Source organism: Kitasatospora sp. NPDC032150 (assembly GCF_055579945.1).
Map to the genome: position 1 here is coordinate 53,865 of NZ_JBVIMH010000033.1, position 25,862 is coordinate 79,726.

Annotated in this window: 19 protein-coding genes and 1 pseudogene; 11 read left to right on the forward strand and 9 right to left on the reverse strand. The window is 71.6% G+C overall.

Translation table 11 applies throughout. The features are described from left to right. Positions 1-198: 198 nt before the first annotated feature. From lepB to ACZ5ON_RS29145, 5 genes are all read left to right on the forward strand, one after another. Positions 199-1,068 (forward strand): signal peptidase I, encoded by an 870-nt coding sequence (gene lepB, locus ACZ5ON_RS29125; protein ID WP_465598946.1) that lies wholly within the window; start codon positions 199-201, stop codon positions 1,066-1,068. A gap of 267 nt (positions 1,069-1,335) precedes the next feature. Further along, on the forward strand, positions 1,336-3,066 hold the full coding sequence (locus tag ACZ5ON_RS29130) for a hypothetical protein (RefSeq protein ID WP_465598948.1): 1,731 nt from the start codon (positions 1,336-1,338) through the stop codon (positions 3,064-3,066). 385 nt (positions 3,067-3,451) lie between these two features. After that, positions 3,452-4,180: a response regulator transcription factor gene (locus ACZ5ON_RS29135; RefSeq protein WP_465598950.1), complete on the forward strand. Its 729-nt coding sequence runs from the start codon at positions 3,452-3,454 to the stop codon at positions 4,178-4,180. Positions 4,181-4,696: 516 nt separating this feature from the next. Further along, positions 4,697-6,112 (forward strand): sensor histidine kinase, encoded by a 1,416-nt coding sequence (locus tag ACZ5ON_RS29140; RefSeq protein ID WP_465598952.1) that lies wholly within the window; start codon positions 4,697-4,699, stop codon positions 6,110-6,112. Positions 6,113-6,502: 390 nt separating this feature from the next. Beyond that, positions 6,503-8,137, forward strand: a complete 1,635-nt coding sequence (locus tag ACZ5ON_RS29145) for an RICIN domain-containing protein (RefSeq protein ID WP_465598954.1) — start codon at positions 6,503-6,505, stop codon at positions 8,135-8,137. A gap of 79 nt (positions 8,138-8,216) precedes the next feature. Here ACZ5ON_RS29145 and ACZ5ON_RS29150 read toward each other — a convergent pair whose 3' ends face one another. From ACZ5ON_RS29150 to ACZ5ON_RS29165, 4 genes and pseudogenes are all read right to left on the reverse strand, one after another. Further along, positions 8,217-9,131, reverse strand: coding sequence for an SDR family oxidoreductase (locus ACZ5ON_RS29150; protein ID WP_465598956.1), 915 nt, complete (start codon positions 9,129-9,131; stop codon positions 8,217-8,219). 487 nt (positions 9,132-9,618) lie between these two features. After that, on the reverse strand, positions 9,619-10,269 hold the full coding sequence (locus tag ACZ5ON_RS29155) for a class I SAM-dependent methyltransferase (RefSeq protein ID WP_465598958.1): 651 nt from the start codon (positions 10,267-10,269) through the stop codon (positions 9,619-9,621). Then, positions 10,266-10,751, reverse strand: a complete 486-nt coding sequence (locus ACZ5ON_RS29160; protein WP_465598960.1) for a hypothetical protein — start codon at positions 10,749-10,751, stop codon at positions 10,266-10,268. The genes ACZ5ON_RS29155 and ACZ5ON_RS29160 overlap by 4 nt, the downstream gene beginning before the upstream one ends. Continuing rightward, positions 10,748-11,586, reverse strand: a pseudogene (locus ACZ5ON_RS29165) (ABC transporter ATP-binding protein). The gene ACZ5ON_RS29160 and the pseudogene ACZ5ON_RS29165 overlap by 4 nt, the downstream one beginning before the upstream one ends. A 43-nt stretch (positions 11,587-11,629) precedes the next feature. On the opposite strand from ACZ5ON_RS29165, the gene ACZ5ON_RS29170 reads away from it, so the two are divergent. Then, positions 11,630-12,943, forward strand: a complete 1,314-nt coding sequence (locus ACZ5ON_RS29170; RefSeq protein WP_465598962.1) for a sensor histidine kinase — start codon at positions 11,630-11,632, stop codon at positions 12,941-12,943. After that, on the forward strand, positions 12,940-13,626 hold the full coding sequence (locus ACZ5ON_RS29175; protein ID WP_465598964.1) for a response regulator: 687 nt from the start codon (positions 12,940-12,942) through the stop codon (positions 13,624-13,626). Before ACZ5ON_RS29170 ends, ACZ5ON_RS29175 begins: the two co-directional genes overlap by 4 nt. 1,112 nt (positions 13,627-14,738) lie before the next feature. Here ACZ5ON_RS29175 and ACZ5ON_RS29180 read toward each other — a convergent pair. Then, positions 14,739-15,950 (reverse strand): alpha/beta hydrolase family protein, encoded by a 1,212-nt coding sequence (locus tag ACZ5ON_RS29180; RefSeq protein WP_465598966.1) that lies wholly within the window; start codon positions 15,948-15,950, stop codon positions 14,739-14,741. A 250-nt stretch (positions 15,951-16,200) separates the two neighbouring features. Here ACZ5ON_RS29180 and ACZ5ON_RS29185 point away from each other — a divergent pair, with 250 nt between their 5' ends. Then, positions 16,201-16,725, forward strand: a complete 525-nt coding sequence (locus ACZ5ON_RS29185) for a P-loop nucleotide/nucleoside kinase family protein (protein ID WP_465598968.1) — start codon at positions 16,201-16,203, stop codon at positions 16,723-16,725. A 163-nt stretch (positions 16,726-16,888) separates the two neighbouring features. Here the strand turns inward: ACZ5ON_RS29185 and ACZ5ON_RS29190 are convergent, their stop codons facing one another. Genes ACZ5ON_RS29190 through ACZ5ON_RS29200 form a run of 3 tightly spaced genes read right to left on the reverse strand, consistent with a single transcriptional unit; the run spans position 16,889 to position 19,480 of the window. Beyond that, entirely contained in the window at positions 16,889-18,049 is a 1,161-nt protein-coding gene (locus ACZ5ON_RS29190; RefSeq protein ID WP_465598990.1) for an NAD(P)/FAD-dependent oxidoreductase, read from the reverse strand. Between the two features lie 8 nt (positions 18,050-18,057). Next, a complete protein-coding gene (locus tag ACZ5ON_RS29195) occupies positions 18,058-18,252 on the reverse strand; it encodes a ferredoxin (RefSeq protein ID WP_344641239.1) in 195 nt (64 codons plus the stop codon). Positions 18,253-18,280: 28 nt separating this feature from the next. Beyond that, entirely contained in the window at positions 18,281-19,480 is a 1,200-nt protein-coding gene (locus ACZ5ON_RS29200; RefSeq protein WP_465598970.1) for a cytochrome P450, read from the reverse strand. Between the two features lie 240 nt (positions 19,481-19,720). Here ACZ5ON_RS29200 and ACZ5ON_RS29205 point away from each other — a divergent pair, with 240 nt between their 5' ends. The 3 genes from ACZ5ON_RS29205 (at position 19,721) to ACZ5ON_RS29215 (ending at position 22,635) form a co-directional block, all read left to right on the forward strand. Beyond that, positions 19,721-20,383: a response regulator transcription factor gene (locus ACZ5ON_RS29205; RefSeq protein WP_465598972.1), complete on the forward strand. Its 663-nt coding sequence runs from the start codon at positions 19,721-19,723 to the stop codon at positions 20,381-20,383. A 1-nt stretch (position 20,384) separates the two neighbouring features. Continuing rightward, positions 20,385-21,821, forward strand: a complete 1,437-nt coding sequence (locus tag ACZ5ON_RS29210; protein WP_465598974.1) for a sensor histidine kinase — start codon at positions 20,385-20,387, stop codon at positions 21,819-21,821. 109 nt (positions 21,822-21,930) lie between these two features. Next, complete coding sequence (locus ACZ5ON_RS29215) at positions 21,931-22,635, forward strand: ribonuclease H family protein (RefSeq protein ID WP_465598976.1); 705 nt, start codon at positions 21,931-21,933, stop codon at positions 22,633-22,635. 73 nt (positions 22,636-22,708) lie between these two features. On the opposite strand, the gene ACZ5ON_RS29220 is transcribed toward ACZ5ON_RS29215, so the two are convergent. Next, complete coding sequence (locus ACZ5ON_RS29220; protein ID WP_465598978.1) at positions 22,709-25,549, reverse strand: AfsR/SARP family transcriptional regulator; 2,841 nt, start codon at positions 25,547-25,549, stop codon at positions 22,709-22,711. Positions 25,550-25,862 lie beyond the last annotated feature (313 nt).

Here is a 25,862-nt window from a genome sequence, read left to right on the forward strand (position 1 = left end):
CGCGGCCGATTTTCGGGACACGGTGAACCCCGTGGATTCCTCGGCGGGAGGTCCACCGCGCGCTTTGCCCCGGCCGGTGTTCCGGTCGTGCCGGGGTCACGTGCCGCTCGGGGACGAGCCGAGCGGCGCAGGGCCGCGCGGCGCGCGGCGCGCCGGAGGAAACGTTCCCGGCTGCGTGAGCTCCCGCTGATCGCGTTGGTGGCACTCGTGCTGGCCCTGCTGCTGAAGACCTTCCTGACGCAGGTGTTCGTGATTCCCTCCGGTTCGATGCAGAACACGCTCGGCATCGGTGACCGGGTCGTGGTCGACAAGCTCTCCCCGTGGTTCGGCGGCCAGCCGCACCGCGGCGACGTGGTGGTGTTCCGGGATCCCGGCGGCTGGCTGGAGACGGGTCGGAAGAACGCCTCTGACGGACCGGTACTGCGCGGGGTGAAGACGGCCTTCTCCTTCATCGGCCTGCTGCCCTCCGACGACAGGCAGGACCTGATCAAGCGGGTGATCGGGGTCGGCGGCGACACCGTGGCCTGCTGCGACGACCACGGCAGGATCACCGTCAACGGCGTCGCGGTGAACGAGTCCTATCTCGCACCGGGCAACGCGCCTTCTCAGCAGACCTTCGACGTCACGGTGCCCGCGGGACGGCTCTGGGTGATGGGCGACCACCGCGACGTGTCCGCCGACTCGCGCTTCCACATGGGGAATCCGGGCCGGGGAACCATTCCACTGACGAGCGTGGTGGGCCGAGCGGTCGCGATCGTCTGGCCGCTCTCGCGGATCCGGCACCTGGATGCACCGGCTGGGCCGTCCGCGCCGCCCTCCTCGGCGGGCCGTGGGCCCGGTCGGCCATCGTCCGGTCTCGATCCGCTCCCGGTGCAGTCCCCGCCCGCTCTGGGCGCGTTGGGCGTCCTCGTGCTCCCCGTCCGGCGACGACGGGGCGCCACCGGCGCGATCCGGCCGACCGCCGGGTGCGCGGCGGCACCACCCGGCTGCCGCATCGGGCCGTCGACCGGGCAGGCCGGCCAGGGGCGAGGTAGCGAGCGGTACGGCACCGGCCGGCGTACTGGTTGAGCGGATCCTTAGGTGACTTTTAGGGGATCTCGCAGTCGGGGGTCCCGGCCTTCTGCACCTCCTACGATCGAACACATCGACGTTCGAGGCAGGTTGAGACCCCTGCTCCACCTGCGGCCCCGAAGCGGACTTCCGAGTCAACCCGAGTACCGGTCCGCGAGCGGCACTTCCCGACGGCCCCTGACCTACCGTCATGGCGCCTTTGTCAGAGGACCTCACATGACCCCACCGTCAGCTCGTCATCGCTCTCGCGGCCGAAGCCGCCGGGTGACCAAGCTCAGCATCGGTCTTGCCGGTGCGCTGAGCGCCGGCGTCGCCCTCCTCGGCGTCTCCTTCGCCGCCACCGCGCCGACCGCGCCGCACGCCGACGGACCGACCCAGCCCAACCCGAACTGCACCCTCAAGATCCCGGCCAACCCGCTCACCGCCCAAGGCCTGGCCACGCCCTACACGTTGGTGGCGACCGATCCGGCCCAGGGCGCCTGCCACGAGTCCAACGCCAACCAGTCGGCGTTCGTCCAGGCCACCGTCCTCGACCCGGCCACCGGCGCGATCTCCGTCTACAGCCCCCTGGTCATCGACAAGGGAACCGCCCCCGCCGCGGCACCCGTCGTCCCGACCCTGCCGGCGAACGCCGTGGTCGGCATCTGGTTCGGCTACAACGGCAACGTCCTGTCCCTGGCCGGCCGCACCGCCTCCGGGAAGTGCGTGGGCGGCACCCCGGGCGGGCAGCCCTTCGGCCAGTTCGCGTACTGCAACGCGCCCGCCTTCTTCACCGCCGCCAACGCCGCGGAAGCAGCGGGCAAGCTCACCGTCCCGCCCCTGGGCACCGCCCGGGACGGCAGGCCCTGCCCGACCACTCGTGACTTCGGTGTGGTCGACCAGGACCAGAGCGACAACGTCACCACCGAGTACCTGTCCACCGCACAGGGCACGACCGCCCAGAGGACCGCGAGGAACCTCGCCGCCCTGCGCGGCGGAGCGACGATGCAACCCGCCGCGCTGCTCAACGGCAGCGACAACCTGCTGCTCGACAACTTCGTCGACCCGGCACTGGGTTGCACCCCGTGGAAGGCCCCCGATCTCGCCGACCCCGGCAGCAAGGTCACCTCACTCGCGCTCAACGAGCTCCAGGCCGCCAAGTACCAGGCGGCGCCCGTCGCGATCGTTCCGCTCAGCGACCCCATGGTCAACGAGAACAACCAGCAGAACCGGAACAAGACCAACCTCTACCGCGCGGGCGTGGACCAGCCCGCGCTCAGCGCCGCCGCCAACGGCGACCCGACGGCCTACTGCACCAACCTCACCACACGCGGTGCCCAACGCCTCAACCTCGACAAGCAGTTCACCGCCGCCGTCGCCTCACCCCAGGACGGCCAGAACCTCTTCGACTTCCTCGCCCAGCGCTTCGCCGCCTCCCTCACCAATCTCGGCTGCCAGCAGGCAACACCGACTCCGACACCGACCGCAACCAGCCCCACCCCGACCACCAGGCCCACCGCCACCCCGACCGGCAAGCCGACCCCCACCCGGCCGTCCGGTACCTGCTCCCCGGCGCAGTTGCTCGGCAATCCCGGCTTCGAGACCGGCGAGGCCACGCCATGGACGGCCAGCAACGCCGTGATCGACGATGCTGAGGGAATGCAGCCCCGCTCCGGCAACTGGGATGCCTGGTTGGACGGTTACCGCTCCCGCCACACCGACACCCTCTCGCAGCAGGTGACCATTCCGGCGGGCTGCAGGGCCAGCCTCGGCTTCTGGCTGCACGTCGCCAGCAACAACCCGTCCACCGGCGCCGACACCCTGACCGTCAAGGCCAACTCGACCGCCCTGGCCACCTACTCCAACCGGGACACGGCCGACGGCTATCTGCACAAGACCGTGGATCTCTCGGCCTTCGCAGGTCAGAAGGTGACGATCACCTTCACCGGCATCGAGGCCACGGGCGCCGAGTGGACCAGCTTCGTGATCGACGACACCGCGCTCGACGTCTCCTGACCACTCCGGCGGGCAATCAGGGCGAGGGGCCTTAAGGACGCACCGGCGAGGCCCGGCCGGGCCGGCCGACCAGCCGAGCACCACGCCGTCCGGGCACCGACTCCGGCGGGCGCGGCATCCCGCTGCGCCCGCCGGCCCGTACGCGGTCGGAGGTCGCAACCTTCCCTCACCGCCGACCGATCCCGCCCCGCTGAACGTTCGTTGAGGAACTGCTAATACTCGCCTAAGCTTCCCCGAATCCTGTCCACCGAACGCCGCTGACCAGCGAAGACCAACGATCGCCGGGGCCGTGGCCAACCGGCCGGCCCGGTGTGCCCACCCCTGCCCGCCCGCCGATCCGAAGATGCCCGTCGACCGGCTCCACCCGTCGGCTACGGTGTGCGCCATGACGTCCATCCTTGTCGTCGAGGACGACCCCGCCATTCGAACCTCCCTGATCGAGCTGCTGGCCGGCCATCAGCTGGTGGTGCGCAGTTCCCCGGACGGGTTCGGCGCGCTGCGGGAGGTCGCCCAGTGGCAGCCGGACGCGGTGGTGCTGGACCTCGGTCTGCCGGACCTGGACGGCGCCGACGCGCTGAAGATGATCCGCGGCCTGTCCCAGGTGCCGGTGCTGGTGGCGACGGCGCGGGACGACGACGCCGAGATCATCAAGCTGCTCAACGCGGGGGCGGACGACTACCTGGTCAAGCCGTTCTCCGGCGGACAGTTGCTCGCCCGGCTGACCGCTGTCCTGCGTCGCTGCGCGGGGCCGACCCACACGTTCGGGCCCGGGGGCGGCGGGGCCCCCGGTGACGCGCCCGGTGCGAACCACGGGCCGCTGGTGCTGGGCGAGCTGCGGATCGACCCGCTCGCCCGTACGGTTCACCTGGCCGGCCGGGAGATCGGCCTGACCCGCCGCGAGTTCGACCTGCTCGCGTTCCTGGCGCTGAACGCCGACCGGGTGGTCTCCAAGCGGCAACTGCTCGCCGAGGTGTGGCGGCAGCCGTACGTGGACGAGCAGACCGTGGATGTGCATCTGTCCTGTCTGCGCCGGAAGTTGGGCGAACGCGCCTCCCGGCCGCGCTTCCTGCACACCGTCCGGGGCGTCGGGGTGAAGCTGGTGTCGCCCCGGTGAGATCCGCCCCTGGTCGCTCGGCCGCGACCGGTCCCCCCGCTTCCGTGCGACGCCCCCCGCCGAGGGTGCGCAGCCCCGGACGCATCGGTGTCGACCTGGTGCCGCCCGTCCTTGCCACCGGATGCGTGCGACGCACGCAGGGACCGCGAGGCGCCGGGCGGTACCGGACACGTCAAATGGGCGAGATCGCAATGGAGATGACTGCCCGTCCGGGCGACGTCGATTCCGAGGATTACCGACCGGAACCCGTTCGCGAATACGGCTATGATGTGCGCCCATGATTTCCCTCCTCTCAACTACGGAGGCCTGTGCCGCCCTTGCCACACGCGGTTGGCGCGGCGCCGATCGAGATCTCCCGACGCGAAGACGCGAACCGGGGAAATCCGCTGCGATTGAGGGAATCACCCGGTCGTGCACGATGACTCCCGATGCGGACGGGCGTCCGCACGTCCAGGACGGCGCCGTCGCGGCCATCGGCCGAAGGCCGCCTCGCGGCCCGGTGCCGGCGGCAGCCCGGTGAGGGCCACGCTCGCCACGGTCGCGCTGGTGGTGACGGTCATGGTCACCGTGTCGTTCCTCGTCCCGCTGGCCCTGCTCCTGCGCACCCAGGTCCAGACCCAGGCGATGCTCGCCGCCGAGCAGCGCGTGGCGACCGCGGTGCCGCTGCTGACACTGGCCCCGCATCAGGCCGATCTCGCCCAGGCGGTGGCCCGCACCGACACCGGACGCCAGCTCTGCATCCACCTGCCCGACGGCCGGCAGGCGGGCATCGCCCATGCCGGCACCGACCTGCTGAACCGGGCGGTGCGGGGCAGGACCGCACTGACCGGCGAGGTTCCCGGCGGCCGGGACTATCTGCAACCCGTCCTGCTCGAGCACGAGCAGGTCGCCGTCGTCGAGGAATTCGTGCCCGATGCGGAACTGAACCGAGGCCTGGACCGGGCCTGGACCGTCATGGCGCTGCTCGCCACGGCCCTGGTCATCGGATCGGTGCTGGTGGCCGACCGGCTCGGAGCCCGCGTGGTACGCGCCTCGCGCAACCTGTCCGAGGCCTCGGCCGCCCTCGGCGCAGGCGACCTCGACATCCGGGTCGAGCCCACCGGCCCGCCCGAGCTCAGGGCGGCCGGTGATGCCTTCAACGCCATGGCCGACCGGGTCAGGCAACTGCTGGCGACCGAGCGGGAACTGGTGGCCGACCTGTCGCACCGGCTGCGCACCCCCATGACCGCACTACGCCTCGCAGTCGAACGGATCGGCCCCACCCCGGCCGCACCCCAGCTGTCGAAGGCGGTCGAGCAACTCGAGTCCGAACTGGACGCGATCATCGTCGCCGCCCGCACACCGCTGTCCACCAGGCCGGTCGGGGCCGAGCCCGGCGTCGCGCCACGGGACGCGGGCACCGGACGGCTCGGCCCAGCCCCCGGCGAGCCGTGCCAGGTGTCCGAGGTCGCCGGTCACCGCGTCGGCTTCTGGGCCGTCCTCGCCGAGCAACAGAGCCGGATCTGCGTCTTCGAGACGACGGACGAACCAACGCCGGTTCAACTGCCGGACGATCACGTCGCAGCCATGGTCGACGCCTTGGTGGGCAACGTGTTCCGGCACACCCCCGACGGCACCGGTTTCGCCGTCAGCGTGCAGCGGACCGCCCAGAGCGTCGTCCTGGTGGTCGAGGACAACGGGCCCGGCATCGCGGACCCGGTCGGCGCGCTGTCCCGAGGGGCCAGCGGCGCCGGATCGACCGGCCTCGGGCTGGACATCGCGCGCAGCGCGGCCGAATCGACCCGCGGGCACCTTCACATCGGTCGCAGCCCCCTTGGTGGAGCGCGGGTGGAGGTGGACCTCGGCCTGGCGGCCGAGAACAGGCGGACCCTCGGCCGCCCGTGGCGCAACCGCCGTCGCCGAGCGCAGAAGGCGCCCGGCCGACGCGGCTGAGAAAACCGGGGCAGATCGAGGCCCGACTCCACTTCGGCGCGCGGGCCGATCAAAAAGGCGGGGAAATCAATTACTGACGAAACGTCTTACAACTCTTTCTTTCGCTGATGATTCATCATCTTCCGCCGGAAGCAAGCAGGCTGGTAAGTTCCCCTCCAATCGGCGTCCGCTACCGGAGGACCTGACCGCGCCGAAGTCCGGAGATCCGCCGGAACGTCCCGCCGTGAATACCGATACTCACGACGCCAGGCAAGGTGCCTCACCCACGGCACTCTCCGCCCGCCCGCGCCACCCCGGACTCACCGTTGCGCCCGGAGCCGAGCAGCGAGCGTTCGACCACATGCCTGCCCGCCGGCATGCTCAGGAGTGAAGATGCCACATTCGGGGACCGTGACAATCCCTGAAGCCAGGTCCGCCGACCGGATCCCGGACAGTCGACGGCCGGCCGGACCCACTGCCACTCAGCCGACGCACCGCCACCAGGACGCGGTACTGGCCTACGCCCGCTCGTGCTGCGCCGACGGACGCGCCGCGCAGGAGCTCGCTGACGAGGCGTGGCAGCGGGCAGGGGAGGCCGGTGATCCCGGTGTCGGCGTGGCGCAGAGCCGCCTGCGCTTGCTGGCCGAGGTGAGGAGGACGGCGGCCGGGTGGGCCGACACGGGACGTGGATCGGCGCTGAGCGCGGCCTTCACCGCCTGGCTCGCAGATCTTCCCCAGCCGGCCGAGGGCGAACCGTCGGCACGCGCGGCGCTCGCCGCAGCGGAAGCAGACTCGCTCGTTCTGCGTGCGTTCCGGAGCCTGCCCACGGCGCGGCAGGACGAGCTGTGGCAGCGCCTTGAGGACGCCGCCGGGCCGTCCGCCCGCACGTCGCACGCCGGGACCCCTGCCTGGCAGAGTCTTCAGGACGAGTGTCTCAAGGTGTACGCCTCCCGGGTGCCCCAACGCGCCTGCCGACACCTCGCCGCACGGCTCGGTGACCACGTCCAGCAGGCCACCGGCAGTGAAACGAGCGACCTCGACCGCCACCTCGCCGGGTGCGACAGCTGCAGAAGGGCCCGGGCGGACCTGGAAGCCATCCGCACCTGGCAGCGGCCCGCCCTGCTCAAAGCGCTGGTGCTGTGGCCTGCGGAGCCAACGGCCACGGCCCCCGCACCTGAGCAGGAGCCCGGCGACCCGAAGCCCGGCGTCCGCGACCGGAGCCGACGCCTGCCCCGACCGCCAGGCACCGGCAGGCGAACCGGCCGGCGCGTGCTGATCTCGCTCGCCGCGGTAGGTGCAGGTGTCCTGGCCGCACTCGCCGTCGCCGCCGTGCTCCTCGCCACGGTGGAGGGCGCCGGAGAACACCCGCAGCCGGCCGGCGCCCCGACACTGTCCGCTCCCGACAGGTCACTGCCGACCACGGGCATCGACGGCACGCCCCCGGAGATCGGTTCGGCGGCGATGTCCTCCGATCCGCCGGCCGCCTCCGCCTCGGCCGCCCCACCCGCCGGTGCCACCGCCTCACCCACGCAAGCGGCGGCCGCCACACCCACCGGCGATACCAACTCGCCCACGCAGCCGGTCGTCGGGCTCCCACTCGTCAACCAGGGCTCGGGGCTCTGCGTCGACATCACGACTGCCACACAGGCTGCCGGCCCGCTGCAGCTCCAGCTCCAGCAGTGCACCGGCCAGGCCACCCAGCGCTGGCAGCGAGTACCGGCCGGTCAGGACAGCTACCAGCTGCGCAACACCGGCACCGGTGCATGTCTCGACGGCACCGCCGCGGGCGGAAACAGCGTCACGGTCACCCTCCAGGCGTGCCGGTCGGATTCCAGGAACGCCGAGCAGCTCTGGCGGTTCGCACCGGACGCACAGGCGGACGCATTCCGCCTCCTGTTCCTTCCACCGGTACCCTCCAGCGACTATCCCGCGCACCTGCTGGGCCCGCAGGACTGGTCGAAGGCGAACCCGCCGCACATGGGATCGGTCCTGGTGCACCTGCCGAACTACTACAACTCCGACAACTTCCTGTTCACCATGGGGTGACCGGGCACCTGCCCGGTCACCGGGGTGCCGGAACGCGTCGAGCGTGCCGATCCTCCGGCAGCTTCGCCCGTGGTGACGGTCAGCGGTACCCGGTCTGGTCGGCGGGCTCGCCGCGCTCCTGGACTTCGACCAGGTACCGCCAGCAGTCCGGCCTGCTGCCGTCCCGGTCGGTGAAGCCGTAGACGTCGGCGAGTTGTCCGCTCGACAGCGACTGCCCGTTCCAGCGGCTGACTTCGGGATCGGCGGCCAGGGCGGCGACGGCGCGCCCGACGTAGTACGGGCTCTCGGAGATGCCGAAGTGCGGCTCCTGTTCCAGGGCGTCGCGCCAGGTCGCCTCGGTGACGCCGAAGTGGTCGAGCATGATCTCGGACCGCATCCAGCCGGGGGTGAGCGCCACCGCGGTGGCGCCACGCGGCCCGACCTCGTGGCCGAGAGCGAAGGCCATGCGCAGCACGGACGACTTCACGAGGTCATAGAAGAGGGAGTTGCGGTAGTGGTCACGGTTGTACTCGACGGTGCCGTCGGTCATCTCGACCACCAGGCCGCCCGGACGCCGTAGCAGCAGCGGCAGCGCGAAGTGGCTCGTGATGGCGTGTGTGTCGACCCCGAGTCGCAGCAGCCGCAGCCCGTTGTCGAGATCGTGCTCCCAGACGGGGGTGTCCCACCCGAAGAGGTGCTCACCGCCCCAGACGTCGTTGACCAGGATGTCCAGCCGGCCCTGCTCGGCGTCGATCCGCTCCACGAGGGCGCGGACCTCGTGCGGGACCAAGTGGTCGGTCGGGACGGCGATTCCGCGCCCGCCGGCCGCGGTCACCAGGTCGGCGGTGTCCTCGATGGTCTCCGGGCGGTTGCACTCCGAGCGCCGCTCACGGGTGGTACGCCCGGTCACGTACACCGTCGCCCCGGCGGCGCCGAGCTCGACCGCGATTCCCCGCCCCGCCCCGCGCGTCGCTCCCGCGACGAGTGCGACCCTGCCGTTCAATGCCGCTGCCATGCGTTCTCCCACCCTGGTTGCTGTCGGCTCGGTGCCCGAACCAGCGGACGCCGATCCATTCTGCTACTACGGCGTGGCCGGGGCGTCGCGCCGCTCATCCCTCGGAGATCCCGCTCCGCCTCCTCCAGCGTCGTCGGACCCGCCGAGTGAACGCACGCCGACGAGGCGCCGCCGCCGGTGTGGCCCGGCTATCCGTCGAGCATATCCAGCACTTCTCGCTGATAGCGACGCGATGCCCGGCCCCCGCGACCCGCGGGGGCCGGGCATCGCAGATCGGCGCTTGGCAGCTTCCTGGTGGCGGCTTGAAGCATCCGACGGCCACTACACCGCGACCGCGACGTATCCGGCACTCACCGCCACCACCGGAGCGGTGTCCCTGAAGGTCGAGGCCCATGCACGTCCGCGCCAGGCCACACCCCCGGCAGGAACCGGCGTCCTGAGCCAGGCGCCGACGCCATCGGCCGCGTAGGCGACGGTTGTCGGCGCGCTACGGGGCCGACGGGACCGGTTCATTCCGGTGGCAGGGGTGGAAGCGGGCCAGGTAGGCCATGGTGGGGCCGTGTCGTGTCTCCAGGTGGAGGCCGGAGGCGTCGGCGAGGCGGTGGAGTCGGCTGAAGGGGATCCAGTGCCGGTCGAAGAACTCGCCCACCACGAGCCTGCCGGTCGGCGCGAGTACCCGGGCGGCCTCACTCAGGACCTGGTCGGGTTCGGGGATCTCGCCGAGTGCGGTGACGAGATAGACCGCGTCGAAGGTCCTCTCATCGAAGGGCAGGGTCCGTGCGTCGGACTCGGTGGCGGTGATGTTCGTGATGCCGCGCTCTTCGGCACGACGGGTCACGTGGTCGAGCATCTCCGGCTGGATGTCGACGATGTCGAGCCGTCCCTCCGGGCCGAGCTGTGGCGCTATGTGCAGGGACTGCAGGCCGGTGCCGGGGCCGATCTCCAGGATCCGTTCCCCGGGCCGGGGGCGGAGTATCTCGTCGAGACGCCCACAGGTCAGGTAGGGCAGGGAGATGTCGAGCAGGCCTCGCTGGGCGTACGGGTAGGGCGCCTTGTCGCCGAACCACCAGGCTGCCGCCGCGGCGCCGCCGGCGGCGGCCAGTCCCCAGCGGGTACGGCGAGCGGTCAAAACAGTCATGATCTCTCCAGGGAACGAAATCGGTAAGAAGCACAGGTGCTGCGAGGTCGGCCGAGATCTGAGCGTGGGAGCGTTCGGATGGCCAGGACGAAACAGACGACCGCCAGGGGCAGCTCGGGGAAGACCGCCATGGCCACCGCCACAGCCCGGTCCCCACCTGGTGCGGCCGTGGCGACGTCGAACCAGGCGTCCACCACCGGTAGCGGCGCGGTCGCGGCCGCCGCCAGGCAGCCGCGGGGGTCACGTCGTCTGAGGAGCATGCCGGTGGTGATCAGGCTGAGCGCCTCCAAGCTGTCGAATCCCGCCCACGCCGTCGACCAGTGCGCGGCCACCGCCGTGGCCGGCAGCCCGAACGCCAGCACGAACAGCCACGGGACCAGCGCCAGACCGGAACCGATCAGCACGAACGCCGGCCAACGCGGCCCGGGCCGCCGCGCCGGGCGGCCGGGACCGGCGCGCTGGAAGGACATGAAGGTGCTCATCGGCCGGCTTCCCGGAGAGCCCCGCGGTCCGTCGCACCGGCCCCCGCAGGACGGTACGGGCGGACCAGCCCGACGGCCGCCAGCGCGGTGACGGCGAGGAGACAGAGCCAGGCGAAGGCGTCGCCGATCAGGTCGTACACGGTCGTGACGCCGCGCGTCGGCACGTACGCCACGGTCGTCTGCCGGTCGGTCGTGAAGTAGTCCGCGGTGGCGAGGACGTGCCCCCGGTCGTCGAAGGCGACGGACAGACCGTCGGAGTCCTGGCGCACCAGCTCCAGCAACAGCTGGCGCACGTCCTCGGCCGAGCTCGAGTCCAGCGCGCCGGTGGGCTCGTCGGCCAGCAGCAGCGCCGGCCGGTTCATCAGGGCCCTGGCCACCGCCACCCGCTGCCGCTGACCACCAGACAGCCGCTGCGGATAGGCCTTGACATGCCGCTCGATACCCAGCGAGCCGAGCAGCTCGACGGCCCGGCGCTTCGCCTCACCCTTGCCCATCCCGGCCAGCTGCGCCGGAACCATGACGTTGTCCAACACCGTCAGGTCATCAAGCAGATTGAAGAACTGGAAGATCATGCCGATCGAGGCCGGCGGTACTTCGCCGAGCCGGCCTCACCGAGCTGGTCGACGCGCGTGCCGTTGACCGTCACGGTGCCGCTGGAGGGCTTGTCCAGACCGGCGATCAGGTTCAGCAGCGTGGACTTGCCGCTGCCGGAATGGCCGAGGATCGCCACGCATTCACCGGACGCCACGGACAAGGTCACACCGGCTAGCGCGGGCGGGCCGTCGTCATATTTCTTCGTCGTGTCGCGAAGATCGATCATCGGTGCGTTCGTCATGGTCACGAACCTACGAACAGAGCGTGATCCGTCGCGTCGGCCGGTGGATGTCACCGTTCCCCAGGCCGTCGGCCCGGGGGTGTACCCCGCGTACATCCCCGGGGCGACGCGCAGAGCCGAAGCCGCTGAATACGATCTCCGCATGGAAGAGCTTCTCCAGCGTCTCCCGACATCGAAGCGCGTGACCTGGCTGAGGTCACAGGCCGTGGTGTTGGCCACCGCCTGCTTTTACGCGCTGATGCTCTGCTTTACGATGCCGGTCCCTGAGGTTAGGCACTTCGACGGCCTGTTCTGGTTTCCCGGCCTAGGGCCCTTCCAGACGATCGGTCTGTGCGTCGTGCTCGCCCTTCCGGTTCTGCTGGTGCACCGTCTGCCGGCGGCAGTCTTCGCGGCGGTCCTGGGCGAATTAGTCCTCAGCGACATCTTCGGCGCGCGGCCCTTGACCGTGTTCGTCCTGCTCGTCGCCTTGGGCGGGTACCTCGCCGTCCGGCGGCCGAAGGCTGCCGCCGTCGGCTCCGTCGCGGCCGTCGCGACCGCGTTCGTCAACTTCACCCACGTCAACCCCGAGGGCTCCGTCGGCGACGCGGCCCAGTGGGCCGGGCAGTACGCGTCGTGGCTCGCGGTCGCGTGGGTTATCGGGGGGGTGTATCGCAAACGCCGTGAATACCTCGAAGCCCTGCACGAGCAGAGGGCGGCCCGCGCCGTCGTGACCGAGCGGCTGCGGATCGCCCGCGAACTGCACGACAGCGTCGCGCACAGCATCGGGATCATCACGGTGCTGTCGGGAGCGGCGGCGCGGGTCGTGGACACCAAGCCCGAGCAGACGCGGCAGGCGCTGACCGGCATCGAGTCCACCAGCCGCCAGACGCTGCTCGAGCTGCAGCGCATGCTCGGGGCGCTGCGCCGCGCCGAGCCGGACGACGCCATGCCGCAGGCCGCTCCGCTGGCGCCGGCCGGCAGCCTGGCCGACGTCCCGCGGCTCGCCGAACGCACGGCCGACGCCGGGGTGCGGGTCCACGTGGCCTGGCGGGGCGAGCGGCGTCCGCTGCCGCCGGAGATCGAGCTGTCGGCGTTCCGGATCGTCCAGGAGTCGCTGACGAACGTGGTGCGGCATTCCGGTGCGCGGACGTGCCGGGTCGCGGTGGGTTACGAGCCGACAGGAGTGACGATCGAGGTGGTGGACGACGGGGACGACGGTCCCGGCGAGCCCGGCCGTCCGAGGCCCTCGGCGGCGGCCGGCGGGAGCGGCCTCGGCCTGCTCGGCATGCGCGAGCGAGTGACGTTGCTGTCGGGCCAGTTCAGCGCGGGCCGGCGTCCGGAGGGCGGATTCCGGGTGACGGCGAGGCTCCCGGCATGAGCGTGCGGGTACTGCTGGTCGACGACCAGCCGCTGATGCTGCTCGGGCTCGGGATCCTGATCGGCGACACCGCCGACCTGGAGGTGGTCGGCGAGGCCGGCGACGGCCGCGAGGCGGTGCGCCTGGTACGTGAGCTACGGCCGGACGTCGTGGTGATGGACATCCGGATGCCGGGCATGGACGGGATCGAGGCGACCCGGCAGGCGACCGCCGAGCCGGACCCGCCCAAGGTGCTGGTGCTGACGACCTTCGACGACGACGAGTACGTCTACGGCGCACTGCGCGCCGGGGCCAGCGGATTCCTGCTCAAGAGCATGGCCCTGGACGCGATTCTGGACGCGATCCGCGTGGTGGCGGCCGGCGACGCGTTGATCGCGCCGAGCGTCACCCGACGGCTGATCGCCGACTTCGCCGGAACCTCCGCCACCCCCGCGGCCCCCGCACCGGACACCGAGCCCGCCCAGGACTCACGTCTCATCACGGGGATCACCGACCGGGAGCGCGAGGTGCTGGCACTGGTCGGGCAAGGGCTGTCGAACGGTGAGATAGCCGAGCGGTTGGTGATCAGCGTGGCGACGGCGAAGACCCATGTCGCGCGTCTGTTCGCCAAGCTCGAGGCCCGGGACCGCGTCCACCTGGCGATCATCGCCTACGAGAACGGACTCACGCCGGGTAGACGGTAGGGCAGGGTGAGAAGAACGATCGCCGACCACGAGTTCGCCGCGTTCGCCAGATGCGCGAGCTACCCACCTGGCCGCGGCGGGATTCGGGCCGAGGTTGTTCAGGAAGTCACGGACTGGTGCGGGTGTCGAGAGCGTGGTAGCCCGCTTCCGGGGTCGAGGAGGATCGGACCGAGGAAGAACCTTTAGCAAGGTCAGCGCCTTGTACGTGCTTCATCGCTGTTTCACTGGCGTGTTCGCGCGCTGTCTCAACGAACCGACCTGAGAAACGCGCCGCGCGGTTCGTGAAGATCCACGCGCTCCGGCCCGTCCAGCGCTATTCCACTGTCCGATCCTCTCAACCCCGATCGTGACCGGCCGTCGGCGAGTTTGCGCAGCCAGCCGCGGTCGGCGAGCTTGGTCGGTTGTGCACGAAGCGGCTCCAGCTTGCCCCGGACGCCGACAGGAAGGCCGAGTATCTCGCCGACCCGACGGACCGTGACCGGCCGATGAGCTCGTAGTCCGGCGGGCGCGCCGGGGCCGGAGCCACCACGAACCGCCCTGACGGACGATCTACACCACAGACACCCGCCCACGACCAGTACGAATACCCATGAACCCTGACACACCAGCACGCTGACCAGCCACTTCAAGATGGTGGATCTTCATCGAGTACATCCGCCACGGCACCGTCTCAATCATCGCCGCCCTGAACGTCCACACCGGCCCAAGTCCTCACCGAGCGCATCGACCGCAACAACGCCGGCACCTCCATCGGCTTCCTACGCCAACTCGACGAGTCCATCCCCGCCGGCACCAGCATCCACCTGGTCATGGACAACGGCCCATCCCACGTCGCGAAGAAGACGAAGGCCTGGCTGGCCATCCGTCCCCGCTTCAACATCCACCACACCCTGAAACACGCCGGCTGGCTCGACCAAGTCGAGCTGTTCTCTCCACCCTGGCCCGACGTCTACTACGCCGCGGCCAGTTCGCCTCCCGCGACGAACTGGCCGCGGCCATCGGCACCTTCGTCTTGGCCTACGACGAACACGACGTCAAGCCCTACCGCCGGACCTACGACGGCAGCCCGCTCGAAGCCGCATGAACCCCCGAAGGATCAACGCGGCGCTCCACTAGGGCTGGAAGAGTACTTCCGGATTGTTCGGCGAGGGGCCGTCCAGCAGCGGACTGTGGATCCCCTTCAGCGTCTGGTCGAAGAACGCCGTCACGTACTCGCGGGTGATCACCACCCCGCGTTCCGGGGAGAGGGGCGGCGTCGGGAACCCGGCCTCCTCCTCGAGCAGGTCCACGTCGGTGAAGCTGGGGTGGTTGGCGCCGGTGACCGCCAGCCACTTCTTGTAGCCGCCGAGGGCGGCCCAGGCCTGCCCCCAGTTGTCGCCACCGCCGGCCGAGAGGTTGTCGGCCGCACCCAGCATGAGGAACGGCCGGTTGATCTGGCCGGGCAACGGGGCCGGGTGGAAGGTGCCGTCCATGTTCACTCCGGCCCGTACTCGCGGGTCGGCGATCATCGTGGTGGCGGCCGCCGCTCCGCCGATGGAGTGTCCGGCCATGCCGATCTCGTGCTTGTCGATGAGGTGTGTCAGGCGCCACGCGGTATTGCCGTGCGTCAACTGGTCGATCACGAAGGACACGTCCAGCGCGCGGCTTGCGGCGACGGAGTCGAAGTCGAGCGTTTCCGGGTGGTCGCAGATCGCGCACGGCGGCGTCTGGCCGTCCGCCAGCGTCTCGCCGCTGTCCTCGTAGGTGTGGCCGACGAGCGCGACGACGTAGCCGTGACTGGCCAGGTCGGTTGCGAGCGAGGTGAGCACCATGCGCGGGTCCCCGAACCCGGGTGAGAGGACCACCAGCGGATGCTTGCCCCTCTGTGGCCGCGCGCCGTCGAAGGCGTGAGTGGTGACGCTGGAAAGGTTCTGCGGGGTGATGCCGGAGCTCGCCGGTATCTTCGCGTGCTGGATGTGTCCGGCTGCCTCGCCGAGGGTCATGTAAGGGGCCGGGGTCCCGGTCCCTGGGACGGCGGGGTAGACCATCGTGACGGTCAGTTGGCGGGGGCCGGATGACGGCACCCACGGGTCGGGACGGCTCGCGTCGGTGAGGTGGATGACGTCCTCGCCGGCGGCGTAGGGGCCGGTCGGCGCGGGGAGGGTGCCTTGGAAGGACCGTGTGGGCGCGGTGGCCGTGGCCGCGGCCGGTGCGGTGTCGAACGCGTGTGTGGCCACCGGTGTGGCCGACGGTGTGGTCGTGGCGGCGAACCCGGTGCCGGTTCCGGTGACGAGGGCGGCGAGCGCCAGCGCCGCGACGGCGCTGATACGGCGATTGCGTTTCATGGGATCGACGCTAGGTTTCGCAGCTCCGTATCGAATCAGCCCATGGATGCAAACATTCTGGTGTCGTTGGTAGCCCCCGCGAGGTACCGGAGTCATCCGCCGGGAGTATGTCGTGCGGCGCGGGGTTCCCACACTGAGCTACTTCGACTTCTCGATCTCGGCGGGTGACACCACCCTGAGAACCGCCGAAGCGTGCCGGATTTCTGCTTTGCTCGTTCCCACGGCCCGCACAGCGCTAGCGTTGGGTCCCGTGATCGTATGGCTCAACGGCACCCACGGCGTAGGCAAGACGACGACCAGTACAGTCGTGCAGCAGCTGATCCCGGATTCACGGGTGTTCGACGCCGAGAAGGTCGGCGAGACGCTCATGGACATCACGCCGGGGCTGCCCGAGACGGACAACTTCCAGCACTGGGCGCCGTGGCGACCGCTCGTGGTCGAGACCGCTCGCCGCGTGCTCGACTACACCGGGGGTACTCTGGTGATGCCGATGACTGTCCTGGTCGAGGAGTACTGGCGCGAGATCAGCACGGGTCTCGCCGAACATGCCATTCCGGTACGGCACTTTGTTCTCCACGCCGACCAGGAGACCCTCCGCGGGCGCATCGCAGGGGACACTGTTGTTGGTCCCAACTCCTGGTTCCGCCTCAAGTACCTTGAACCTTACGCCGAGGCGGCCCGCACGTGGCTCCACGGCGAGGCCGAGGTCGTCGACACCACGCACCTCACGCCCGCCCAGGCCGCCTTGCAGATCGCAGAGGCCGTCAAGAGTTGAGGTCCACCCGCTACGCGAAACAGGCGCAGGTGGTAACTGGGCTTGATTCGCTTTGACGGACACCCCTGATCAGGGGCTTCCCGGCCGGACGGGGGCGGAACCGCCTGCGGATCCGCCCCCGTCCGGCACGCCGTTCGACGCAGGCCCTCCCGGTCGTGCCTTCCTATGCGGCGAGCTGCCCGCGGTACCGGAGCAGCGCCCGTGGGCTGTTCCAGCCGAGCACTCCCACCACGCGGCCCTCCCGGAGGTAGCGGGCGACGAACCTGCCCGCCTGCGGATCGCCGTCGACGACCTCGACCCGGGCATCCGGGAGAGCCCAGCCGTGTATCTGGATCTTGGTGTCGTACTGGTCGGTCCAGCCGAAGGGGATCGGCGCGTACGGGGTGGCGCCGTCCGGGCCGGAGAGGAGGTTCCTGGCCGCGGCGATGGCCTGCTGGGTGGCGTTGGTGCGCTGCTCCAGGCGCACCCGGCCGCCTGCCGCCGGGTGCGGCCAGTTGGCGACGTCTCCGGCCGCGTAGACGCCGGGGGCGGCCTGGCACGTGGGATCGCAGAGCACCCCGTCGCCCAACGGGATTCCGGAGTCGGCCAGCCAGTCGGTGGCGGGCACCGAGCCGATGGCGACCACCACCACGTCGGCCGGCAGGCGAGTGCCGTCGTCGAGCACCACCGTGGTGACCCGGCCGTGCTCACCGGTCAGCTCGGAGACCCGGCGGCGCAGGTGCAGCCGGACACCCTGCCGCCGGTGCAGGTCGGCCACCAACTCGCCCAACTGCGGCCCTACTTGTAGGGCCAGCGGGGTGGCGGCGCAATCGACCAGGTCGACGTCGAGTCCACCCCGGCGCGCGGTGGCGGCGATCTCACTGCCGAGGAAGCCGGCACCGATCACCACGGCCCTGTTCCCGGGCAGGAGTTGATCCCGTAGCGCGAGCGCGTCGTCCAGAGTGCGCAGCACATGGACACCGGCCAGGTCGTGGCCGAAGGGCAGGCGGCGGGGACGCAGTCCGGTGGCGATGACCAGACCGTCGTAGCCGAGTCGCTCGCCGTCGGCCAGGGTCACGGTACGGGCGACCGGGTCCAGGCCGGCAGCCCGGCAGCCCGATCGCAGCTCCAGCCGGAGCCGTTGGAGCTCGGTCTCCGGGCGCAGGGTGGTCTCCGGGGGTTGCCAGTCGCCGGCCAGCAGCTGCTTGGACAGCGGCGGCCGGTCGTAGGGCAGGTGCGGTTCCTCGCCGACCAGGGTGAGCCTGCCGGTGAAGCCTTCGCGCCGCAGGGCGTCGGCCGCCGTGAGCCCGGCGGCCGACGCGCCCACCACGAGGATGTGGTCCAGGGAGGGCACTACCCGGCCACCTCGATGGCCATCGCGGGACAGCGGGCAGCGGCCTCCCTCACCCGGGCCGCCAGCTCCTGCGGCGGATCGGCGTCGAGCAGGACCACGATGCCGTCCTCCTCGCGCTGGTCGAAGACCTCGGCCGCGGCGAGCACGCACTGGCCGGCGCCCACGCACCTGTTCTCGTCTACGGTGATGTTCATCGGGGTTCGACTCCTTCTCTCCCGTCGCCTACCAGGTCACGGGCAGTTCGTGGACGCCGTAGACGATCATGTCGTCGCGCATCGGGATCTCCTCCACCGGCACCGCCAGCCGCAGGGTCGGGAACCGGTCGAACAGGGCCGTCAGGGCGGCCTTCAGCTCCACCCGGGCCAGCTGCTGCCCGAGGCACTGGTGGATGCCGTGGCCGAAGGCGAGGTGCGGACGGTAGGACCGGTGCAGGTCCAACCGGTCGGGATCGTCGGGGAACTGGGCCGCGTCACGGTTGCCCGACTGGAGGGCGGCGACCACGGTCGTCCCGGCTTTGATCTGGTGCCCGTTCAGCTCCACGTCCTCGCTGGCCGTGCGGCGGATGCCGAACTGGATGACGCTGAGGTAGCGCAGCAGCTCCTCGACGGCGCCGTCCATCAGCGACGGATCGGCGCGCAGGGCGTCCAGCTGGTCGGGGTTGCGCAGCAGGCACAGGGTGCTCAGCGCGATCATGTTGGCGGTGGTCTCGTGCCCGGCGATCAGCAGCAACCCCCCGACGCCGACCAGCTCCTCGTCGGTGAGCTCGCCCGAACGCGCCAGACCGCTCAGGATGTCGTCGCCGGGCTCGGCGCGCTTGGCGAGCACCAGGCGGTGCATGAAGCGGTTCATCCCCTGCCGCGCCCGCTGGACCTCCTCGGGGTCCGCGTCGATCCGCAGCAGCATGGCCGAGTTCCGCTGGAACTCCTCCCGGTCGGTGTAGGGCACGCCGAGCAGCTCGCAGATGACCAGCGAGGGGATCGGCAGTGCGAAGGACTGGACCAGGTCGACCGGGCCCTCGGTGCCGGCCATCGCGGCCAGCTGCTCGGCCACGATCTGCTCCACGGCAGGGGTCAGCCGCTGCATCCGGCGCACGGTGAACTGACCGGTGAGCAGCCGCCGGAACCGGGTGTGCTCCGGCGGGTCCGTCATGATGAACATCCCCGGGGCGGGCGGCGGCACCGGCGCGTCCTGCGGCACGTCCCCGCCGATCCGGATCTGCCGGCGGCGGGAGCTGAACCGCGGGTCGGAGAGGACGGCCCGTACGTCCTCGTACCGGGTGACCAGCCAGCCGGGCAGGCCGTCGGGCAGGGTCACCGGTGCGACCGGCTCCTCCTCCCGGAGCGTCCGGTACTCCGGCGGCGGGTCGAACGGGCAGGTCCGCGCCATCGGCTGGGTCCTGGTGGCGGGCTCGGTTCCGGTCATGAAGAGGTCCTTTCCTGCAGGTCTTCGGGCTGCGACTTCGACCAAACCCCACCCCGCTGACCTCGTCCGGTCGAGAAGCTGACCGTTGCCTGACAGTGCTGGATCCCGCTGGAACCCCCGGGCGCGGTGACGCGTTGTCAGCGGGGACACGCGATCTTGTGATGGGTACCTGCTATGCACTCCGCCTCACCGGGCCACGGCCCGTCCCTGCCCCGAGGGACCGGGCAGCGACTGCTCGTCGTGGACGACGATCCGATGGTCTCGGAACTGCTGGAGACCACCCTGGGCCTGGCCGGCTACCGGGTCGCGACCGCGAACAGCGGCGCCGCCGCCCTGCGCGCCTACCAGGAGGCGCCCTTGGACCTGCTGGTGCTGGACGTGATGCTGCCCGACCTGGACGGCTTCACCGTCTGCCGGCGGCTGATCGAGAACGGCGCAAGGATTCCCGTACTGTTCCTCACCGCTCGGGACTCGGTCGAGGACCGGGTGACGGGCTTCGCCACCGGCGGTGACGACTACCTCACCAAGCCGTTCAGCCTCCCCGAGCTGCTGGCCAGGGTGCACGCCCTGCTGCGCCGGGCCCGTACCACGCCGGGGCTGGGCCCGGTCCTGCACTTCGCGGATCTGACCATGGACGAGCGCAGCAGGCGGGTTCACCGCGGCGACCGCCTGGTCGGCCTGTCGCCGACCGAGTACAGGCTCCTGCGCTACCTGTTGGTCAACGCCGACCACGTGGTGTCGAAGGAGCAGATCATGGACCACGTCTGGCAGCACCACTTCGGCGAGAGCGTGGTCGAGAAACTGGTCTCCCGGCTCCGGGCGAAGCTGGACGCGCAGCCGCCGGCCCTGATCCACACCGTGCGCGGCTTCGGCTACAGCCTGCGGATGCCCGGAGGCGAGTGAGATGGCCACCGCGTGGCGCGGCTCGCTGCGGGCACGGCTGATGACCGGGGTGATCCTGCTCGCGGCCCTCGGCATGGTGGCCGTCAACGCCGCCTCGCTGCTCGCCCTGCGGGTCTACCTCATCGACGCCGCCGACGCCCAGCTCACCAAGGCCCGCACCACCGTCGAGCAGCACGTCACGGGCCGGACGACGCCGATCAGCGCAGCGGACGTCAACTCCCTGATGCCCGGCGGCGCCTACGTCGCGCTGCTCGACGGCCACGGCCGGGTGGTGGCCCAGACCCCGGCGCGGGACTTCAGCGGCCGCCCCATCCCGCGCCCCGACCTGCCCGACCCGATCCCCGACGGGTACGCCCGGCACGCCGTCACGGTCTCCGGCCGGGGCGCACCCACGGTCAGGTACCGCACGCTGGGCTTCTCCGTCGGCGCGCAGGCGACGGTCCGGACGGCACCCGGCACGTCCCCCGAGCCGTTCGGCACCGTGGTGGCCGCGACCAGCCTCCTGCCCGGCGACGACGTCGTGTACTGGCTGGTCAGCGCCGACGCCGTCGCCACCCTCACCGTGCTGGCGGGGATCGCCCTGGTCGGCCGAGGTGTGCTGCGGGTGAGCCTGCGCCCGCTGCGGGACATGGCCGGCACCGCCACCGCGATCGCCGACGGCGACCTCGGCCAGCGCGTCCAAGTCGGTCGGCCGCACAGCGAGTTGGGGGAGGTCGGCGCCGCCCTCAACCGGGCCTTCGACGAGCGGCAGCGCTCCGAGGAACGGCTGAGGCAGTTCGTGGCCGACGCCTCGCACGAGCTGCGCACCCCGCTGACCTCGATCAGAGGGTGGGCCCAACTCCATCTGCACGGACTGGCCCGTGACCCCGAACTGCTCGACCGCGCCATGCTGCGGATCGAGAGCGAGGCGGCCCGGATGCACGCCATGGTCGAGGAACTGCTGCTGCTCGCCCGGCTCGACCAGGGCCGCCCGCTGGCCAGCGCACCGGTCGACCTGGGCGCCCTGGCCACGTACGCGGTCTGTGACGCCCTCGTCCTCGACCCCGACCGCCCGATCACCCTGGACGCCCCGGGCCACGTGATGGCCCGGGGCGACGAGGACAGGTTGCGGCAGGTCCTGGGCAACCTGCTGAACAACGTGCTACGGCACACACCGCCCGGCACACCGGCCGTCGTGGCGGTACGTGCGCTGCCCCACGAGGGCACGGTGGAGCTGACGGTCGCCGACGAAGGTCCCGGCATGGACCGTGAGACCGCGAGCCGTGTCTTCGAGCGCTTCTACCGAGGTGACGACTCCCGTGCCCCCGGCAGCGGGGGCACGGGCCTCGGCCTCGGCATCGTCAAGTCGATCGCCGAAGCCCACGGCGGCAAGGTCTCCGTGCGGACGGCACCGGGCGAGGGCAGCATCTTCACCATGACCCTGCCCGCCGCGCGGTGAGCGGCGCCGATGACGGTCAGCCGGCCCGGGACCCCGACGCGCCGTCCGCAGGCGAAGCGGCCGAGCGCGGGTTTGGCCCGGGCCGCCCGCGCCCTGGCATGATCGGTGCATGGTCGAACGAGTCATCGCAGCCTGTGACGGAGCTGCCAAGGGCAACCCGGGTCCGGCAGCCTGGGCCTACGTGGTCGCGGACAGTGCCGGGGTACCGCAGCGCTGGCAGTCCGGTCCGCTCGGGCACAGCACCAACAACATCGGCGAGCTGACGGCGTTGCAGCAACTGCTGGGCGCGACGGATCCCGCCGCACCGCTGGAGGTCCGCCTCGACAGCACGTACACCCGCGACGCGGTGACGAAGTGGCTGGTGGGGTGGAAGCGCAACGGCTGGAAGACCGCGGCCGGCAAGCCGGTGGCCAACCGGGAGCTGATCCAGCGCATCGACGCGCTCCTGGAGGGGCGGGACGTCACCTTCGTGTACGTCCCCGCCCACCAGGTGAACGGCGATCCGCTGAACGCCATCGCGGACAAGGCCGCCAGCGACGCCGCCCGTACCCAGGAGGGCGCCGGCGGGACGGCTGCCGACCTCCCGGTACCGGACCCGGTTCCGAGCTCCGCCCCGCGTGGTGGACGCCCGTCGGCCTCGTCCACCTCGTCGTCCTCCTCCGTGACGAAGCGGAGTTCCTCGGGCGGCTCGCGCACCCTGTCCGCGCGTTTCCCCGGGACGTGTCCGTGCACCCGCCCCTACGCCAAGGGCGACAAGATCACCAAGGTGGGCAACAGCTGGGGACACCCGCAGTGTGCGGGGGCCAACGCCTGAACACGGGATCGGTGCCGGGCCCGGGCGGCGGACGGCCGGGTCCGTGGGCCCGGGTCGGGACCTGGCCCGACCGTCAGGGGCTTTGGCAGCCGGCGCGGCGGACCACGTCCTCGGCCCGCTGCTGCCCGGCCGGGTCGCCGAGGTCCGCGAAGAGGGCCACGGCCTGGCCGGCGACTGCGGCCGCCTCGGCGTGTCGTCCGGCGTCCAAGTGCGCGACGGAACAGGCCAGCAGTGTGGGAGCGCGCTGGCTCCGCAGGCCGAGGGTGTCGCACATGGCGAGCGCCTCCCGGTACCGCGTCACGGCGTCGTCGTGCCGGCCGAGGCCGTGCAGCGCCTGGCCGAGGGCGCGCAGCGCGAGCGTGGCGGGGAGGTGGCAGGCGGTGGCGAGGAAGTGGGCGAGCGCGGCCTGCCCCTCCTTCAGTGCCTCGGCGCAGTCGTTCCGCGCAAGGAGCGCCTGAGCCAGACCCAGGGCGCACTGCGCCTCGAATCCGACCTCGCCGGCGTGCCGCGCGAGCGCGCGGGCCTGCTCGAAGTGATCGACCGCCTCGTCCACCGACCCGGGGTCCAACGCGGCCACGGCGCCCATCGTGTAGCGCAGCCGGTGCGGAAAGACGCCGTCGTCGTGGTGCTCCCGGGTCCGCCAGGCCCGCAGCGCCGCCTCGCGGGCCTCCTCGTGGCGTCCGGTGTGCGCGTACGCCACGGCGAGCACCACACCGGCGTTCGCGGCCACGTCCGGGCTTTCCGCCTGCTCCGCGATCCGGCGCAGGTCCTGGCCGATCGGCACCACCAGGCGCCACGGCATGCACAGGTCGGTGAACGGGACCATGGCGGTCAGCGTCGCGGCGATCACGCGCGCATCGTCGAGGCCGGCCGGGCGGGTGGGATGCTGCAGGATCTGGGTCGCCAGACCGATCATCCCGGCCAGCTCCTCGATGACCCAGCGCTGGGCCTCGGCGGCGCTGGTGAACTGCGGGCTGCCCGGGAGCTCGGGGTTCAGGGCGCCGGCGAGCCGGTTGTAGGGGCGCTCACTGCGTAGTGCGGCACTGGTCCCGGCGAGGTGGCAGCGCGCCAGCCGGCTGAGGGCGGCCTGCCGCTCCTGGGGCGGGTCGGCCTCCAGGGTGCGGTGGCGGGCGAAGAGCCGGACCAGGTCGTGGTAGCGGTACCGGCCCACATCGCCGGGTTCGAGCAGCCCGGCGTCGGCCAGCGATTCCAGGACCTCCTCCGCCATGACGTCGGTGCAGTCCAGGACGGCGGCGGCGGTACCGGGCGACAGGTCGGGTGTCTCGGGGATGGCGAGCAGGCGGAAGGCCCGGGCCTGCGCCGGGCCGAGAGCGGCGTAGCCGAGCTGGAAGGCCGCGTCCACCGCGAGGCTGCCGGTTTCCAGTTCGGAGAGCCTGCGGGGCCGGTCCGCCAGCCGGTCGGCCAGCGAGGCGACCGTCCAGCGCGGGCGGGCGGCCAGCCGGGAAGCGGCGATCCGTACGGCGAGCGGCAGCAGACCGCAGGTGTGCACCAGGGTCCGCGCGGCCTCCGGCTCGCGGGTCAGCCGGGTGGAGCCCGAGATCCGCTCCAGCAGGTCCAGTGCCTCCCGTTCGGTGAACGGCTCCAGGGCGGTGCGGCTGGTGACCGGGAGGCAGGCCAGCGGCGCGCGGCTGGTGACCAGCACCGCACACTCCGCGGTGCCCGGAAGCAACGGCTCCACCTGCTCGGTGTCGGCCGCGTTGTCCAGCAGGACCAACAGCCGGCGGCCCGCCAGCCTGGTCCGGTACAGCGCGGTCCGGTCCAGTGGACTGCTCGGGATGTTCTCGGGCGGTACGCCCAGGGCCCGCAGGAACAGCCCCTGGACGACGTACGGGTCGGCCGGCTTGGCGCTGGCCCCGCGCAGGTCGGCGTGGAGCTGTCCCTCGGGGAAGGACCCGCGGGCGCGGTGCGCGGCGTGCACGGCCAGCGTGGTCTTGCCCACCCCGCCCATACCGTGGATCACGCAGACGGCGGCGGCCGTGCCGACACCGGCCGACGGACGGGCCAGCGCCTCGTCCAGCTCGGCGATCACCTCGGTGCGGCCGGTGAAGTCGGGTGCGTCCAGAGGGAGTTGGGCCGGCGGTAGCCAGGCCGTGACGGGTGGTGCCGCAGGCACCGACGGCTGGGCGCCCGGAGCCGCCAGCTCGGGGTCGGTGCGCAGGATGCGCTGGTGCAGCCGTACCAGCTCCGGGCCCGGGTCGAGCCCGAGCTCCTCGGTGAGGCTGCGTCTGGTGCGGTCGTACGCGGCCAGCGCGTCGGCCTGGCGTCCGGAGCGGTACAGGGCGAGCATCTGGAGCGCCCGCAGGCCTTCGCGCATCGGGTGCTCGTCGGCGAGAGCGGTCAGCTCCGCGACGGCCCGGGTGTGGCGGCCGAGTTCGAGTTCCAGGCCGAGCCGGGTCTCCAACAGTGCCAGGCGCCGCTCCGCCAGCCGCTCGCGCTGCCGCTCGGCGTACTCGCCCGGTACGCCCGTCAGCGGAACGCCCTCCCAGAGGTCGAGCGCCTCACCCAGCAGTCGGGCGGCCTCGGGTCGGTCGCCGGCCCGGGCGGCGCGTTCGGCCTCGGTGGCCAGCCGCTCGCTGCGGCTCGCGTCCAGCGCGTCCTCGTCCAGCCGCAGCGTGTAGCCGCCGGCCACCGAGACCAGCAGTCGGGGCGTCCGGGGTTCGGTCTCCAGCGCGGCCCGCAGACGCGAGATGTGGTTGCGCAGGGCAACCGCCGAGCTGGCGGGCGGATTCCAGCCCCAGATCCCCAGGGACAGCTCCTCCACCGAGACCACCCGGCCGTTGCGGAGCGCGAGGGCGGCCAGGACCGCGCGCTGTTGGGCCGAGCCGGTGTCCAACTCGCTGCCTGCGCGCCACGCCCGCAGCGGACCCAGCACCGCGACCTTCAGTCCATCCACCTGTCCGTGCTCCCCGTGCCTGTCGTCCGAGTTCCCCGCACGCGGCCGTTGTCGTGCCCGCGGCGTTCACCGGCTGTCGTTGTGCGCCCGCCCGGCGGCAGTCCCCGTACGGCGTGGACGCCGCCCTCCGAAGGGCGGGCAGACGGCGGTGGGGTGCGACGCGGCGGATCGGCCACGGCTGGCGCACTGTCACGGGCGCACCGTTCGTATGAGTCCCGTTCGCATCCGCCGCCACGCCGCCGCATCGCCGACGATCGGCGTCCGGTGGCGGCGGCACGCAATCGTACGACGATCGGGCCGGACGTCCGGTCGT